Source organism: Spirosoma foliorum (genome assembly GCF_014117325.1).
Lineage (GTDB): Bacteria > Bacteroidota > Bacteroidia > Cytophagales > Spirosomataceae > Spirosoma > Spirosoma foliorum.
Window position 1 is genome coordinate 5,305,688 of record NZ_CP059732.1, and the last position, 15,939, is coordinate 5,321,626.

The 15,939-nt window shown below is 47.8% G+C and carries 14 protein-coding genes; 6 read left to right on the plus strand and 8 right to left on the minus strand.

The features are described 5' to 3' along the window. Positions 1–68 precede the first annotated feature (68 nt). Positions 69–1,526 (plus strand): serine hydrolase domain-containing protein, encoded by a 1,458-nt coding sequence (locus H3H32_RS22550; RefSeq protein WP_182457871.1) that lies wholly within the window; start codon positions 69–71, stop codon positions 1,524–1,526. Between the two features lie 212 nt (positions 1,527–1,738). Further along, on the plus strand, positions 1,739–4,432 hold the full coding sequence (locus H3H32_RS22555) for a M14 family metallopeptidase (RefSeq protein WP_182457872.1): 2,694 nt from the start codon (positions 1,739–1,741) through the stop codon (positions 4,430–4,432). 297 nt (positions 4,433–4,729) lie between these two features. On the opposite strand, the gene H3H32_RS22560 is transcribed toward H3H32_RS22555, so the two are convergent. The 5 genes from H3H32_RS22560 to H3H32_RS22580 all read right to left on the minus strand — a co-directional run bounded on the left by H3H32_RS22560 (position 4,730) and on the right by H3H32_RS22580 (position 8,823). After that, positions 4,730–6,508, minus strand: coding sequence for a DUF885 domain-containing protein (locus H3H32_RS22560; RefSeq protein ID WP_182457873.1), 1,779 nt, complete (start codon positions 6,506–6,508; stop codon positions 4,730–4,732). Between the two features lie 40 nt (positions 6,509–6,548). Further along, a complete protein-coding gene (locus H3H32_RS22565) occupies positions 6,549–7,058 on the minus strand; it encodes a hypothetical protein (RefSeq protein WP_182457874.1) in 510 nt (169 codons plus the stop codon). Next, on the minus strand, positions 7,033–7,311 hold the full coding sequence (locus H3H32_RS22570; protein WP_182457875.1) for a hypothetical protein: 279 nt from the start codon (positions 7,309–7,311) through the stop codon (positions 7,033–7,035). The genes H3H32_RS22565 and H3H32_RS22570 overlap by 26 nt, the downstream gene beginning before the upstream one ends. A 172-nt stretch (positions 7,312–7,483) precedes the next feature. Continuing rightward, positions 7,484–7,720 (minus strand): DUF3820 family protein, encoded by a 237-nt coding sequence (locus H3H32_RS22575; RefSeq protein ID WP_182457876.1) that lies wholly within the window; start codon positions 7,718–7,720, stop codon positions 7,484–7,486. Between the two features lie 74 nt (positions 7,721–7,794). Then, positions 7,795–8,823, minus strand: a complete 1,029-nt coding sequence (locus H3H32_RS22580; protein WP_182457877.1) for a S66 peptidase family protein — start codon at positions 8,821–8,823, stop codon at positions 7,795–7,797. Positions 8,824–8,936: 113 nt separating this feature from the next. Here H3H32_RS22580 and H3H32_RS22585 point away from each other — a divergent pair, with 113 nt between their 5' ends. The 3 genes from H3H32_RS22585 (at position 8,937) to H3H32_RS22595 (ending at position 12,067) form a co-directional block, all read left to right on the plus strand. Next, positions 8,937–9,485, plus strand: a complete 549-nt coding sequence (locus H3H32_RS22585) for a DinB family protein (RefSeq protein ID WP_182457878.1) — start codon at positions 8,937–8,939, stop codon at positions 9,483–9,485. A gap of 343 nt (positions 9,486–9,828) precedes the next feature. Beyond that, a complete protein-coding gene (locus H3H32_RS22590) occupies positions 9,829–11,196 on the plus strand; it encodes a DUF4403 family protein (protein ID WP_182457879.1) in 1,368 nt (455 codons plus the stop codon). A gap of 79 nt (positions 11,197–11,275) precedes the next feature. Beyond that, positions 11,276–12,067, plus strand: a complete 792-nt coding sequence (locus tag H3H32_RS22595; RefSeq protein WP_240543461.1) for a M90 family metallopeptidase — start codon at positions 11,276–11,278, stop codon at positions 12,065–12,067. A 156-nt stretch (positions 12,068–12,223) separates the two neighbouring features. Here the strand turns inward: H3H32_RS22595 and H3H32_RS22600 are convergent, their stop codons facing one another. Continuing rightward, positions 12,224–13,585, minus strand: coding sequence for an amidohydrolase family protein (locus H3H32_RS22600; protein ID WP_182457880.1), 1,362 nt, complete (start codon positions 13,583–13,585; stop codon positions 12,224–12,226). 238 nt (positions 13,586–13,823) lie between these two features. On the opposite strand from H3H32_RS22600, the gene H3H32_RS22605 reads away from it, so the two are divergent. Then, the gene (locus H3H32_RS22605; protein WP_182457881.1) at positions 13,824–14,483 is read left to right on the plus strand and encodes a Rossmann-fold NAD(P)-binding domain-containing protein; all 660 of its coding nucleotides are present in this window, start codon (positions 13,824–13,826) and stop codon (positions 14,481–14,483) included. A gap of 86 nt (positions 14,484–14,569) precedes the next feature. Here the strand turns inward: H3H32_RS22605 and H3H32_RS22610 are convergent, their stop codons facing one another. Then, positions 14,570–14,926 carry a YciI family protein gene (locus tag H3H32_RS22610; protein WP_182457882.1) on the minus strand — a complete coding sequence of 119 codons (357 nt, stop codon included), beginning with the start codon at positions 14,924–14,926 and terminating at the stop codon, positions 14,570–14,572. Positions 14,927–15,116: 190 nt separating this feature from the next. Continuing rightward, positions 15,117–15,890 carry a helix-turn-helix domain-containing protein gene (locus H3H32_RS22615; protein ID WP_182457883.1) on the minus strand — a complete coding sequence of 258 codons (774 nt, stop codon included), beginning with the start codon at positions 15,888–15,890 and terminating at the stop codon, positions 15,117–15,119. Between the last annotated feature and the right edge of the window lie 49 nt (positions 15,891–15,939).

The following is a 15,939-nucleotide window of genomic DNA, read 5'->3' on the forward strand; positions in this document are numbered from 1 at the left end:
AAGCTTCGCATCATATCAGCAAAACCATCCGGTTAGAGAAGACGCAAGGGATTGCGTCTCTACATATCATGACAAAAAACCTTCTCTTACTTACTTCGGCCCTTCTAAGCGCCTATCTCTCAACTGCCCAGTCAATTCCAGATTCTCTAGCAACCAGAGTTGACAAGCTATTTTCGGAATGGAATGGGACTGGACGGCCAGGGGCGGCTGTGGGGGTTCTGCATGGTGGCAAGCTCATTTATGCCAAAGGTTTTGGGGAGGCTGATATAGAAACGGGAGCGCCTGTTACACCCACAACCATATTCCATGTGGCCTCCGTTTCCAAGGAGTTTACCGCTTATGGAATTGTGCTGCTGGCGCAGGAAGGCAAGTTGTCGCTGGATGACGACATTCATAAGTACCTGCCCGAAGTGCCGGATTTTGGGCAGAAAATCACAATTCGCCATTTGATTCACCATACGAGCGGCCTGCGCGATCAGTGGGCGTTGCTAACAATGGCGGGCTGGGATATGAGTGATGTGATTACGAAACAGCATGTATTTAACCTCGTCAAACGGCAGAAGGAATTGAATTTTGCTCCCGGTGCTGAATATCTCTATTGCAATACAGGCTATACACTATTAGCCGAAATTGTAGCCCGCGTGGGCAAGCAGCCGTTTCGGGAGTGGATGAAACAGCGGGTGTTCACACCGCTGGGCATGAAAAATACACTGTTCTACGACGATGACGAGCGCATTGTGAAAGGGCGAGCGTACTCATTTCATCGCTCTAACGACCTGTCGGCAGGTTTTTTCAAGAAAAGTGTGCTAAGCTATGCCAACGCCGGAGCCACCAGTTTATTTACTACGGTTGAAGACCTGGCAAAGTGGATCAACAACTTTAAAAATACAACCGTTGGGAATGCAGCTACAATGACCCAAATGCTGGAGCGAGGTCGGTTGACCAAGGGCGATACCATTCCGTATGCTTTCGCGTTGGTACACGGTACGCACAAGGGGTTACCGTATTACGGCCACAGTGGAGCCGACGCGGGCTTTCGATCCAACATCACGTACTTCCCAAAAGAGGATTACGGCTTTATCGTATTAAACAATCTGGCCGAGACTAATCCAACGGGCAAGGCATTGGAGATAGCCGATATTTATCTGGCTGCCTACCAGCAAAAAGGGAAAGAGACTCCCACTCCACCCAAAGCCCCAACGACCGACAAAAAGCCGGACAAGCTCGTCAGCGCCGATTATGTGGGCCGGTATTACAGTCCTGAATTAGAAGCGATTTATACCATTCGTCCAAAGGGTGATGGCCTCGAACTGGTGCATGTCCATCATGGCGAGGTTGCATTGAAACCAACCGATAAAGACAAATTCTCGACCGATTGGTGGTTTGCCTCAACCATCGACGTTGTCCGAAATTCGAAAAATATCGTCAGTGGCCTGCGCATGTCAAACGGCCGTGTCCGGAACCTGTGGCTGATTCGGCTGCCCGATGATTTCGATGCGGCCAAGCCACCTGTGGCGGGGAAATGAGGTTTTCTAAAACTGTTATTAAAGTTTTGTAAATGTGTTTTTGTCATTCCGACTTTAGGAGGAATCTCAAGTTCCGTATCAGTCAAGCTTGAGATTCCTCCTAAAGTCGGAATGACAAAAAATCTTCATATGGCTTCTGATTATGTACAATCAGGGGTTCAGTATCATGCTAAAAGCCACTGTTATTTACTTACAACCTGAACTATAGATCAATGACCATGTACTTCCTGAAGCGAGCTTTTTTACTTGCATTATTTAGCTGCTGTTGGCTAGCCACCTCACCCAGCACAGCCCAGCAAAAACCGATTCCGAAACCCGAAGAAACCCTCGGCTTTCCCGTTGGTGCCGATTTCCATCTAGCTACCTACGAACAATCCTTGGCCTACTTTAAGAAACTCGACGAAGCCAGCGATATGGTCAAGCTGGTGCATGTCGGTGAAACATCTGAAGGTCGGCCCTGGTACTTTGCGTTGATCTCGTCGAAGAAGAATCTCGATAATATTGATAAGTACCGAGCCATTGCGCAGCGGCTCGCGCATCCTGCGGGACTTACAGACGAGGAAGCCAAAAAGCTATCGATGGAAGGAAAACCATTGGTGCACATCGACGGCGGCTTGCATGCATCGGAAGTCGCGGGGGCGCAGCATACCATTTCATTGGCTTACAATATGCTCAGCAAAGCCGATGACCCCAAGATCAAGAACATTCTGGACAATGTGATTTTGCTCTTGTGGCCGTCGCTCAATCCGGATGGCCAAACGATGATTGGCGACTGGTATAAATCGAATGTTGGAACGCCGTTTGAGATTGCTCCTCCGCCATTCTTGTATCAGAAGTACGTTGGGCACGACAATAACCGTGATGCCTACATGCTCAACATGATCGAATCGCGGGTGGTGGCGCGCACCTGGCGCGAGTGGGAGCCGAATATCATTTTTGTGCATCACCAAACCTCTCCCTTCCCAACGCGCATCTGGTTACCCCCTTTTGCTGAGCCGATTGCCTCGCAAACGCCACCCATCATTGCCCGCGAAGTCAACATGATTGGCATGGCAATGGCGCAGGCGCTGGAAAGCAACGGACAGAAGGGAGCCACGCACATGGGGACTGGTTTCGATGCCTGGTATCCGGGCTATATCGATTATATGCCGGTGTTGCAAAACATCCCGGCGTTCTGGACCGAAACGGCTTTGTACAATTACGCCACCCCCCATTTTTACACCGTCCGCGATTTCCCGCAGGACAAAAAAGAGTTTCGGGTAGAGTCGTTGTATTCGAGTCCTTGGCCAGGGGGCTGGTGGCGAATCAGCGATGCGATGGCCTACATGGAAACGGCTTCGCTGGCCACCCTCGACTATGCGGCCAAGTACAGCGATGTGCTGCTGTATAACCGCTATCAGGCTGGACGAAACACCATCAAAAAATACGAACAGGAGCCGCCTTACGCCTATTTCATCCCCCAAAAACAACGCGATCTCGCCCGACCAGCCGAGCTTCTGCGCCGACTAGCCTTTCATGGTATTCGCATTGGTCAGTTAACGAAAGATGTCGCTTTTGATGGCCGCAATTACCCTAAAGGAACTTGGGTCATTCCGATGAATCAGGAGTATGGTGAATTGACCAAGCAACTTCTTGATGTACAAGCGTATCCTGACCTGCGCGAATTCCCCGGCGGTCCTCCTGAACAACCTTACGATGCCGCTGGTTGGACACTCCCGTTACAATTTGAACTGAACGTCATTCCGGCAATCAAACCGTTATCTCCCGAGCTAAAAGGAGCAATTCAGTTGGTTAGTGGAACTGGAAAAGATTGGAAAACGGATGATAAGAAAGATGCCACACCCGCCGATTTTGTGGCAGGGATTGGCTTTGATACGAACCCGGTTTCGGCAGGAATCAAAGTACCCGAGGGAAAACTGACGGGAACCGGGACCGTGTTGCTGGTTAATCCGGCGGAGAACAATGCGTTTAAAGTCATTACGCGCTCACTCAAAGCGGGCGGAAGTGTCAAATTTACTAAAGAAGCTCAGCGTTACGCGATTAGCGGTCTGGCTCGAACAACTCTGGAACCCTGGGTTAAAGACTTAGGACTCAATGCCGAATTGACTACCAATACATCGGGGGCAACGGTGAAACCGCGCATTGCCATCTACAAACCCTGGACAGCCAGTATGGACGAAGGTTGGTCGCAGTGGATTCTGGAGCAGTTTGAGTTTCCGTTCGCGATCATCACCAACACCGACGTGCTCGCCAGTGATCTCAACGACCGCTTCGACGTGATCCTGATGGCCTCCGACCGACCACGGAACCTGAAAGACGGATTTGCGAAAGGAGCCGTGCCACCTGCCTACGAAGGGGGGGTAGGAACTCTGGGCGCTGCGAACTTAACCAACTTTGTCAGTCAGGGTGGAACGCTCGTTTGCCTGAACGAGAGCAGCGATTATGCCATCGAAGCCCTTCATCTGCCTGTAAAAAACGTAGTAGCGGGTGTCAACGCCAAAGACTTTTTTACGGGAGGATCAATCCTGGAAGTAGAAACCGACCCGACGCACCCGGTCATGGCTGGAATGCCTACCCGAGCCGCTGTTTTTGTGGATGATAGCCCCGTGTTTGCTACGCTCGATGGCTTCAAAGGGCAGGCTCTGGCCAAGTTTTCAACCAGTGGTTCGCCCTTACGATCAGGCTATTTATTGGGCGAAAAATACCTACAGGGGTATGCCGCTTCGCTGGATGTGCAACAAGGGCAAGGGCATGTTATTCTGCATGGTTTCCGGCCACAATGGCGTGGCCAACCGTTGGGCACATACCGCGTTTTACTTAACTCTGTGCTCTATGGTGGTGATGTCGCCAAAGGACAATATGGCAAGCCAGATTTCTGGAAATCACCGGCGTTAGTGAAGCCGTAATAAAATGAATAATGGACAAAGAATAATGTAGAATGCTAATTAACGTGAAAAATGGATACAGTCTGAAATTATCAACTGATTGTCAGTTATTTATAATGTATTTTTTTGTCATCCTGACGTCAGGAGGGATCTTCGGCAACTGGTTATTTACCGAAGATCCCTCCTGACGTCGGGATGACAGAAAACTAGTCTAATTCTATTCGTAAATCATCCATAATTCACGTTAATTACTAGCTCATTTTACATTATTCATTGTCCATTATCCATTTTACATTATTCATTATTCTTTCACTCCGCTTACTTCTGCTTTGCGGCCCAGGCGTCCATTTTGCGTTCCAGCACGTCTAATGGCATGCAACCGTCTTTGAGGAACTCATCGTGAAAGGCTGCAATGTTAAATTTCGTACCAAGTTCCTGCTCGTATTTCGTCCGTAGGGCGCGTATTTTCATGGCACCGATTTTATAGGAAAGTGCCTGACCGGGAATCGCCATGTATCGTTCGATTTCGGCGGTAGCACCTTGTTCCGCAATGGGTTCGTTATCCATCATGTACTTGATTGCCTGCTCACGGGTCATGTGCTTGGTGTGCAGAGCCACATCCACCACAAGCCGGATGGCCCGGTGAATCTCATCGCCCAGCGCGCCCATGTACTGATACGGATCGGTATAGAGACCCAGTTCTTTACCCAACGATTCGCAGTATAACGCCCAGCCTTCACCATAGGCACCGTACCAGGCAAACCGCCGGAATTTTGGCAAACTTGTGTTTTCCTGTTGGAGCGATACCTGATAATGGTGACCCGGAATGGCTTCGTGCAAAAACAATGACTCCATACCCGATGTGACGTTGAATTTGGTAGCATCGGGAATCGGGACGTAGAAAATCCCTGGACGACTTCCATCCATCGAACCCGGATTGTATTCGGCACTGGCGGAGGCTTCGCGGAATTTCTCGGTCTGCCGAATCTCGAATTTCGTCTTTGGCGTATTCGTAAACTCTTTTTTCAGGTTCGGTTCAAGCCGGGCCAGAATGGTGTTAAACGCGCCTAATACATCCTTGGGGGTTTTGTAAGGATAGAACTTTTTATCGGTTTTGAGGTGCTCGAAAAATTCAGCCAGCGTACCTTTAAAGCCTACCTGTGTTTTTACTTTCTCCATTTCGCCCCGAATCCGACTAACTTCTTTCAGACCAATCTGGTAGATTTCTTCCGGCGTGTCGTTGGTGGTTGTCTGAACCTTAACCAGATACGTGTAGAGTTCCGGCCCTTTGGGCAATACGTCGATACCCGATGTTGTCCGGGCTTTGGGCAGGTATTCATTCTTGAGGAACGTCCCTAACTTCTGATAAGTCGGTACGATTTGCTCCAGAATGGCTTTCTTGTAAGCTGCCGTCAGCCGGGTTTTATCCGCTTCGCTAAATGTGGCCGGTAGTTTTTGAATCGGACCATAGAACAGACTTTTAGTGGGGTCGGTCACCACTAAATCGTTCATCTGGGGAATCATCTTGACAACCAGGCTTTTCGGCAATACGTTGTTGGTAGCCATACCTTTCCGAAAATCAGCGATGGCCGTATCACCCCAAACAGTAAACGCGGAGACTCGTTTTAACCAATCGTCATAGTCCTTCACCGTTTTGAACGGTTGCGCACTTTCCCCACTCCCGGCCTGCCCAAACATCAGCGGCAACCCAACGAATTGGTTAAATGGAATGTCTTCCTGATGGAAGGGAAATTGCTCCAGTTGCAGCTCCATCTCCCGTTTCAGAATGTCGTAGGAAATTTTGTCTTCGTCAGACAGTTTTTCCCGGTCAAACGGTTTTAGTTTGTCGAGCGTAGCGGTATAAAATGTCTTCGTCTGCTCCAGAAACGCCTGCGAAATGTCATTCGGCAACTGGTCGTTGTACCGATTATCGCCCTGCATGGTAGCCTCCAGCGGAAACAGCTTTAACCGTTGTTCATAATAATCGTCCAGCACGGCCGCAAAGCCAGGATCGGCGGTGGTGGTTTGGTCGCTTTTGTTGGATGTGCAACTCAATAGTGTAGCGAATATCAAGGGAATTAAACTGCTTTTTTTCATGGATTTTGGCAAAGGGGATGGCGAATCGAAAGATACAGAATTACGGTTGCTTTGACAGAATCGTTTGCTCGATAACTTGCCTAACTTCTACCTCATAGGGGTTACCTGACCTGAATAGACATGAACAGTGAAGTTCTCCGTATAAATTATAGTCTATTTTCTCAGCAGGCATAACTCCTGTCTGTTGCCAGTTTTCAAACCATTCCGAGAATGTATTGCTCCTCCATTTGGCATATCGAGGGTGTTTGTTTTCGGCACCAGGATACCAAATACTTTCATCGCTGCAAACAAACAACAAAATCCTGTTGGGGTATTTAGAAATATAGTAATAGAGAATCTCGAATATGGCGATGCCTACTTGAGCATCTTTGGGAAGTTTACCCGTTGGCCTTGTCTCTTTCGTTGGACCAAAGCCAAACATTTTAGCGTCTTCAGCAAAAGAAGCGAATGGCACATAACCATCCGCTTCTTTAAAGTAAACTAAATATTTTATGCCTTGGGCCGTAATAAAGGAGAATTCACTATCATCTTCCGACTCTTCGGATATCAAATAGTCCCGATTGTTTAATGAATTTGACGCCACTTGACTCACTTTTCTTGCCGCCGTTAGCTATATAGTCTTGCATTTTCGCTGCATCTTCAGCCATCTGGCGAACGTTGATAGTGCCCGAAAAAGATGTAAGCGCAGAGTCAGAAGCCTGACCAGCGACAACAGCTACACTTTCGGCCTTAGATATACAGCTAAATGATCGTTTCGTGCCTGGAACGCTACGTCCGCCAACACTCATTTTTGGTTTGCTCATGACTCAGCCTCTTTGAGTTATGATTAGAAGAGAAACAAGTAAAGTATACTGTTGATACTAACCTCAGTATGTATGTGTTAGATCTGTGTTTACAACACTTGTGTTTCAAATGTACACAATTCTTCCTTAAAGAGTTTCATCGTATCATAATATCCATGAGGTAGCAATCCATTCACAAACTCCGCCGAACGCCGTCGAGCAAATACTCCAGGCCATTCAATTTGATTTCGTACATGGTTTGTAACAACATACCCAACTTGCCAGCCGGAAAGCCTTTTTGCACGAACCACTCTAAATACGACATCGGCAACGACCTGATCAGATGCCCTTTGTATTTGCCGAAGGGCATCTGATAGTGGAGTAATTCTTTTAATAAGTCGGGGTTGCCGTGGGCTGGTTCTATGGCCATATATGTCTGGGCCAAGCTCTGGCTTGGTCTTGGAAATTATTAACGGGCCAAGCCAGAGCTTGGCCCAGACAAGTTTAACTCACTGCCGATTCAAGCAGTCTTATGGTTCCTGCCGTGGCGTCAATTTCGGTGTCGATGCCTAAGGGAACGGTAAATTTATCACGAATATGGCCGATCATCGCCCCCGAAAAAGCAGGTTTGTTTAGGGGTATGATGTGTTCAGTCAGTACATCGTCCAGCGTGAGCGAACCGTAACCGCCACTTCCCGGACCACATTCACTGCATTTGCCAAAAACGAAGCCCGAAATCTGATCCAGAATGCCCGCCAGTTTCAAATGGGTCAGCATTCGATCCATACGGTAAACGTCCTCGTGCGTGTCTTCCACAAATAAAATCGTGTTTTTCCAGTCGGGCAGATACGACGATCCAATCAGATGACTCAACACCGTAAGATTCCCGCCCACCAGTCGACCGCGAGCCAGTCCCGGTTTGATGGTCGTGATGCGGTCTTGCACCTGCGTCAGATTATCGCCTTTTTCAGTCGGGTTGCGCATTGTTACGGCTTCTCCCTCTATCAATACTTGCTTTAGCCAATTAACCGTGTAGGCGTTAAAGGTTGCCGAACCGACGGGACCATGCATAGTTACCAAACCCGTTTTGGCATAAATGGCGAGCAACAAGGCCGTAACATCGCTATACCCAATCAGGATTTTGGGATTGCGCTGAATTAGATTGTAATCGAGTAAGGGCAGCAAACGAGCGCATCCCCAGCCACCGTGAATCGCCATCACGGCCTTAACACTTTTGTCGTCGAAGAACGCATGTAAATCCGAAACCCGGTCGGCATCACGTCCGGCAAGGTAACCGTATCGGTCGTAGATGTGCGGACCGAGTTTGGTTTGAAACCCAAGTGCTGCTAATGATTCCTGGGCGATCTTCACGGTCTCCTGACTATAAGCCGGAGCCGCCGGGCAAAAGAGGCCGATTGTATCGCCCGGCTTTAAGCGACTGGGTTTGATGATGGTAGCCGGAGGCTCGTTAGCAGTCAGCGAAAGAAAGGGCGCAAGGCTAGTTGCCTGTAGGAATGAGCGACGTGAAGGCATCGAAATCAAAAATCTATCTGTGCAGAAAGATAACCGAAAACAGGCGGCTGGACAAACGCACTCAGTAGCTTACTACTCTATAGACCTTTTGTATTAAACTAACCAACATAACTATGCTGACTAAATCACATTTACGATTCCTACGCGTCTTTCTGGGCCTGCTTTGGGTATTTACAACCGCTCAGGCAGCTGCGTCATTAACCACCATTTCGCAACTAACCGCCGACTGGCAGCGGGCGAAAGAGTACACCAAAGAGTATTTGGATGTGATGCCTGAAGACGGTGTCAACTTCAAACCAACGTCTGAAATCCGCAGCTTCGCTGAGCAGATGTTACACTTAGCCGCAGCGAACTACAACTTCGGTGCACTGGCCAGCGGCAAATCGAACCCGATGCAGGGCAAAAAACTGGAAGAAATGGCCGACCTAAAAAACAAGGCCGCGCTGACCAAGGCCGTCATGGACAGTTACGATTTCATGATCGATGCCGTAAAAAGCATGACGGATGCGCAATTGGGCGAATCGGTAAAAATGGGCCAGCGTGAAATGACGAAAGAAGTGGTCTTGTCAAAAGCGTTTGAACACCAAACCCATCACCGAGGCCAATGCACGATCTACATTCGAATGAAAGGTGTGAAGCCCCCGCAGGAGAAATTGTTTTAATCTGAGAAACGAAGAAGGCTCGCTAGTGGCGGGCCTTCTTCGTTTCTCAAGAAATTGTTTAAACTTTCTAATTTTTCAGAAAAGTGCCCGCTCGTTTTTTGTCATTTCGACCGCAGGGAGAAATCTCAAATTTCACAATAATCAAGCTTGAGATTTCTCCCTGCGGTCGAAATGACAAAAAACGAGCGGATTATTAGTCAAAAGAAAATTTCAAACAGGCTTAACGTATATGGCAGAAGGTATAGAAAACAGTTGGCGAAAACATACGCACCAGCCCATCAGTTATTGAATAGCCAGTTTGCAGGAACGTTTTGACTTGCAATCAATTGGCTATTTTCTGTTAATGAGGACACCACCAGCGCACTATTATTTTCTTGCTCTTGGACTTATTGTTCTTCTAGGACAATGCCAGAACAAACAACCGCAAGCTCCCAAAGCCGAGGGGTTTGATCCGCCCATACCTGAAACGATATCGTATGTGGCTGGCCCCATTATGTTTCAATTGACCGAGTTACAGGAAAAAATCAACAAGGAACTCAGCCCCGTTTTGGTCGGCAAACAAACAAAAGATGGCAAAACGAAAGGGATCATGTCGCTTCGGGTTAAGCGACTCGGTTCGGTGCACGTTGAGTATGCCGATCAGCAGATAAAGCTATCGGCCCCGCTTCAAATGTGGCTCACGAGACCTTTCAGCCGAGATACGACGCCCCCTGAAAAGCCCTTTTGTGCGATTAACGTACATTTCAAAAGTCCAATCAGCGTAACCCCCGACTGGCGACTAGCCAGCCACACAACCTTTACGGATTATACCTGGATCGTTCAACCTAAAATTGTCGGCATTTCGCTAACCAATCTGGTTGAGAACCTGTTGGAAAAGCACAAGAGCGCGATTGAAATGGCTATCGATTCGGCAGTTCATAAAGAACTTCGGCTCGATAAAATGGTGAAACCGATCTGGCACGATATGCAAAATCCGCTGCTGATTAACAAGGAGTACGGTCTTTGGCTGATTCCTAAACCCATTAGTATAGCTGCCGGTTTGATCACGGGCGATTCGACCCAATTAACGACTCATGTGCGGATTGCAATGGAAACGCAAACAGCGGTAAAGCCAGAGAAACCAGTTCATGCGTACACGCCTTTACCACTTTTACAGAAGCGGGAGCAGGTTTCTCAAGTTTCAGATTTGCACCTGATGAGCTTCATCCCCTATTCCGATATCAACCGAATGCTGGCCCTTACGGTAAAGAATAAAAAACTCGCTTTGGGTAGCCTGACCATCAAAGGTATTTCGGTTTATGGCGGCCAGCATTCGCTGATTGTAAAAGCCGATCTGGCTGGACTTCTGGATGGCATTGTTTACCTACGAGGTAAACCAACGTTCGATACGTTAACTAACACGCTAAAAGTCAAAAATTTAGATTTTGATGCGGAATCGGGAAGTGTGTTATCGAAAAATACAGGAGCTGTATGGCATGATGGCTTGCGCACGTTATTAGAGGGATTATTAACGATTCGATTGGGCGATGATATTGCTAAAATTCCGCAGGCAATTGAAAAAGCATTTGAGCAAGGGGGAGCCGGAAAGAAAACGGATTTGGGCATAAACACCTTCCGATTTACTCCCCAAAAGATTGCCATTCGCCCCGACGGCATCCAGACGCTGATTAAGGTGGAGTCAAAAATAGCACTGAAAGTCAATAAGTTATAATCTTTTCTTCTGACAGGATTAACAGGATAAAACAGGATTAAGGGCTAGAATACAAATCCTGTTTTATCCTGTTAATCCTGTGAAAACAATTCATTTTATGGTTCTCTTTATCAGCCTAGTTGTATTAATAATTGGTTGGCTCGTCTGGCGATATCTGAGTCAAAAGAAACAGGATGCCCAACCCCTGCCTACCAACTATCCGCAATTATTACAAGCGTATGTGCCTTATTACCAGGAGTTAAGCCCCGAAAAAAAGAAGCTATTCGATGATCGGGTCAATCATTTCCTGCACCATGTCAAGATCGAAGGCGTAGCTACCACCGTCGACGATGTCGATAAAGTTCTGGTAGCCAGCAGCGCGATCATCCCTATTTTCGGCTTCGAGGATTGGTATTACCCGCTAACCAATGTGCTGCTCTACGAAGGCAGTTTCAACGCTGATTTCCAAACCACAGGAGAAGGTCGAAATATTCTGGGGATGGTTGGCGAAGGCGGTGCCTTGCAGAGCACGATGGTCTTGTCGAAACCCGCTTTGCATGAAGGGTTTGCGAATGAGACCGGCAAAGAGAATACAGGCATTCATGAATTTGTCCATCTCCTCGACAAAGCCGATGGCTCTACGGATGGATTACCGGAGTATTTGCTGGAGAAAGATCATATTAAGCCGTGGCTTCAATTGATTCATAAGAGCATTCACGATATCAAAGCCAATCATTCAGACATCAACCCCTACGGCGTCACCAACGAAGCTGAGTTCTTCGCCGTCGTAGCCGAGTATTTCTTCAAACGACCTGATTTACTGCACGAAAAACACCCGGAGCTTTTCACAAGGCTGGAAGAAATTTTCCACCAACATCCGTTGGAGGAGTAAAATGGCATTCTGGCGCGAGTCGTTCCGGCGTTCCGGTTCGCTCGTGCCTTTTCATATAGCCAGTGAATACTGGCTATCCAGCTATTCGCGCGTCAGCGAATGCTGACGAAATTAGTAGACACGAGCAAATGCTCGCACCATTAGCCATTACCTTTCCTACTGCTTCTTCAGTTTCTTCAACTCTTTCTGAATATACTCTTTCGATAACCAGTTCGTACCCATCATCACACCCTCGATGCTTTTTGTTTGACTGATGTCTTTCAAAGGGTTGCCACCCAACAACACTAAATCGGATACATTGCCGGGTTTGATCGTGCCCCAATCGGGCTTATTGAAATAGGAAGCTACGTTGACCGTTCCAGTGCGCAGAACTTCGTAGGGCGTCAATCCCGCATCGACCATGTACTTCATTTCGTGGTGAATCGAGAAACCCGGCACGTTGAAGATTTGGGGAGCATCAGAACCCAGTAATAGCTCAACGCCGTTTTTCTGACATTCATAAATCAGTTTCCGGCGAATCTGAATTAGCTTTTCGGCGTGCTCTTTGGAGAAGTTCGGATTGGCGAGATAGCCTACTTTGGTGTTCACCCATCCCTTTAGCTGTTCCGGCTTCATGTACTTCATCTCGGGATCATTGGAAAATGCATCGGCCGGAAGCGGAGAAAGCCAGCGTTCCGCCAGCGCCTGTGTTGGCACCACCCGAATGTGTTTTTCGCGAAGACCTTTCACAAGTTTCGGGATCTGCGAAGCGTCGGCTCGGTAGGCAATCCAGGATGCAAACAGTCCCGTTTCAGGTTCGGCCAGTGTATCGGATCGGGGGACAATCGCTTCAATGAATCCATCCATATGATCAATCGACGAATATTCTGCATCGATGGCGCGCCAAACGCCCACGTTAAAGGAAACGTGTCCAGCAAATGGAATACCGACTTCGTGGGCCGTTTTGGCAATCGCCGGAAACGTCTCTTTGGTAAGACCCGGATGCAGTTTCAGAAAATCATAGCCAGCCGCTTTCTGCTCCCGCACCATTTCGGCACCCCGCTCGGCAGTTTTTACCGTTTGCCCGTTAAATGATGGCCCAGTTGCATAGAAGTGCGGCCCAAGAATTTCGCCACTGTTGATTTTGCTCCGTAGCTCCAGATGTTTAGGGTGCCCCAACATACCCCGAATGGTGGTGATACCGTTTGCCAGATAGAGGATCAACACCTCTTTCATCGGCTCAATATCATTGATGGGCGGAACGTGGGCATGGATTTCGGCCCAACCCGGCGTCAAGTATTTGTCTTTCGCATCAATGACCAGCGCGTCTTTACTAAATTTCACGCTTCCCTCGTTGCCCATGGCCGCTATTCGTCCATTACGCACAACGACAGTCTGGTTGCTAATAACACGCTCCCGATCCATCGGAATCACATTCACCGATCTGAATACAATGTCACGCTGACCGTTGCTGGTGAGTTCCTGCGCTTGGAGCGTGGTGCAGGGCCAGGAGCAGGGTTGTGAGTAGAAGGGAGACAAAAAGTTTCATAGTTGCATTAAGGCTATTGGTGAGGTGTTTGTACCCACGGGCTTCAGCCCGTGTATTAATTAGATGATGAAATACGGGCTGAAGCCCGTAGGTACAGGTTAATTAGCTAAGTCGTTGAACCTATTTAGGTTAGTTCGGTTTTGGACTAATAGCCATCAGGTCGGTAAATTTATTCAATTCAGCACGAATAACCGACGAGTTTTAGCGTCGTGACAAACCATTTACTCTATGAAAATCAAGGCAATTATTACGGGTGCCACGGGCATGGTCGGCGAAGGTGTCCTGATCGAATGTTTGCAACATCCTGATGTAGAAAAGGTGCTGGTTATCAACCGAAAACCGGGTGGTGTATCGCACCCTAAGCTAAAAGAAATTATCCTCAAGGATTTTTTCAACCTGGCCCCTATAGAGAGTCAACTGAGTGGGTATAATGCCTGCTTCTTTTGCCTGGGCGTCTCGTCGGTTGGAATGAAGGACGATGACTATAAGCGCATGACCTACGATCTGACGATGAATTTCGCCAATGTACTGGCAAAGCTGAATCCTGATCTGACTTTCGAATATGTGTCTGGTGCGGGTACCGACAGTACAGAGAAAGGTCGTCAGGCGTGGGCGCGGGTGAAGGGTGCCACTGAAAATGCTTTGATGCGGTTATTCAAAAACTCCTATATGATGCGTCCGGGTTTTATGAAGGCAACGGCCGGACAAAAAAACGTGAAGAGTTACTACAAATACATTGATTGGCTCTATCCCATTGGTCGGGCACTTTATCCAGCTGGCTTTTCGACTTTGCAGGAGTTAGCATTGGCCATGATCAAATCGGCCACGAAAGGTTATGAAAAGCAGATTCTGGAAGTAAAAGATATTGTCGCCCTGGCGAAACGGTAAAATCAATAGTCAGATATAGTCAGGAATAGTCAAGTTTTGATAAACAATTGCTTGACTATTCCTGACCATATCTGACTACTTCTGACCTAATCAATTTTCACCTGAACAGGTCGATTTTGCACTTCTCTGACCTCTACAGAGGCTTCGTAATCCAGTGTTGGGCAAGCTTTGGCCATTTCTACGGCACTATCCAGATTGGCGGCTAACACCCGAATCACACTCGTTACTTTAAAATCCGCATCGGCCACGACACCCTGCTCTACTTGCCGTTGTGAGCCCGTTACAACAAAACCGGGCTGGGTAATCAGGCTACTTCCTACAAAAGCCCCCTGCCCTGTCCAGAGTTGAATCAGTTTCCCCCACTTTTCGGTATTCAGTGCCTGTTGTTCGGGAGTTAAGGTCTTCTGGGTGCTGAATCGTATCAAAAAAACATACTCATTCATCGTCGTTTGTGTTTTGGTTAGGCCCTAATTGGCTGAACAAAACTAGATGGATGAGCAAGCCCAGAATTGTAAAAAATCACTGATTTGATAGAACGCTAATTTTTATGATTTATAAGATCAGGTATGATTTTATAACTACCAATTGAATCATTTAAAATCATACCTGATCTTATAAATCTGCGTTCCATCTTCACCAATAGCCTCCTGATTGAAAGAAAAGATGAGGAACCTTACCCGTGAATGAACGGAAGTCTTTGATAAAATGAGCCTGATCGAAGTACCCCGCCTGATGAGCCATTTCGGTCAGACTTTGCGTAGAAGAATACTGATTAATCACCGATCGCAACCGCACGATTTTCGAAAACTGCTTGGGTGAAGTTCCTACAACGCGCCGGAAACGCTTCTCGAAAGGGTCCTGGCTAATGGGCAAATCGGCCAGTAATTCGTTGATGCGAACAGTGCCGTTGGCCAGTTGGATTCGCTGGATAGCCCGCTGCACAAGCAAATCTGTAGAAGTTTCCTGTAGTCTCGATAGCAGAAATTGCTCTACAATTGCCACCCGCTGCGAGTTCGTTTTCGCTTCGGCCAACCGTTCTTCCACTTCACTTACGATCCGGTGTGGAATCAGTTCATCCAGCGTGGCACTCGTACCAAATAATTCGTGAAGCGACTCCTTAAATAAAGCCGCAGCTCCGCCTTCGTTAAAAATAACTAACAACGTAGCTGTTTCTCTGGTATAATCGACCAAGCGCATTGAGTTTCGCAGACCCGTTATCACAGCTGTGGGCATAAGTCCTGCGTTGACGCCCTCGGCATAACGCACATTTCCTTTATAGCGAAACGCCATGACAATAGACGTGCCGGGCAACAACTTGTTGACCATACCCTGCTCGCTCTCAATAAGCATGAACGTCTTGACAAATGGCCGAAGCTGGCTAGAAGGAAGAAATCGTTCTGTTTTCATTTCTGGCTACTCAACATGTTGGGATGTATGGGCTAAGCCGGAGCTTGGA

Bases quoted from the DNA above. Each gene is read 5' to 3' on its own strand.
- H3H32_RS22580 (WP_182457877.1), bottom strand. From the start codon at position 8,823: ATGCCTTCACGTCGCTCATTCCTACAGGCAACTAGCCTTGCGCCCTTT.
- H3H32_RS22585 (WP_182457878.1), top strand. From the start codon at position 8,937: ATGCTGACTAAATCACATTTACGATTCCTACGCGTCTTTCTGGGCCTG.
- H3H32_RS22610 (WP_182457882.1), bottom strand. From the start codon at position 14,926: ATGAATGAGTATGTTTTTTTGATACGATTCAGCACCCAGAAGACCTTA.
- H3H32_RS22575 (WP_182457876.1), bottom strand. From the start codon at position 7,720: ATGGCCATAGAACCAGCCCACGGCAACCCCGACTTATTAAAAGAATTA.
- H3H32_RS22615 (WP_182457883.1), bottom strand. From the start codon at position 15,890: ATGAAAACAGAACGATTTCTTCCTTCTAGCCAGCTTCGGCCATTTGTC.
- H3H32_RS22550 (WP_182457871.1), top strand. From the start codon at position 69: ATGACAAAAAACCTTCTCTTACTTACTTCGGCCCTTCTAAGCGCCTAT.
- H3H32_RS22605 (WP_182457881.1), top strand. From the start codon at position 13,824: ATGAAAATCAAGGCAATTATTACGGGTGCCACGGGCATGGTCGGCGAA.
- H3H32_RS22570 (WP_182457875.1), bottom strand. From the start codon at position 7,311: ATGAGCAAACCAAAAATGAGTGTTGGCGGACGTAGCGTTCCAGGCACG.
- H3H32_RS22560 (WP_182457873.1), bottom strand. From the start codon at position 6,508: ATGAAAAAAAGCAGTTTAATTCCCTTGATATTCGCTACACTATTGAGT.
- H3H32_RS22555 (WP_182457872.1), top strand. From the start codon at position 1,739: ATGACCATGTACTTCCTGAAGCGAGCTTTTTTACTTGCATTATTTAGC.
- H3H32_RS22590 (WP_182457879.1), top strand. From the start codon at position 9,829: ATGAGGACACCACCAGCGCACTATTATTTTCTTGCTCTTGGACTTATT.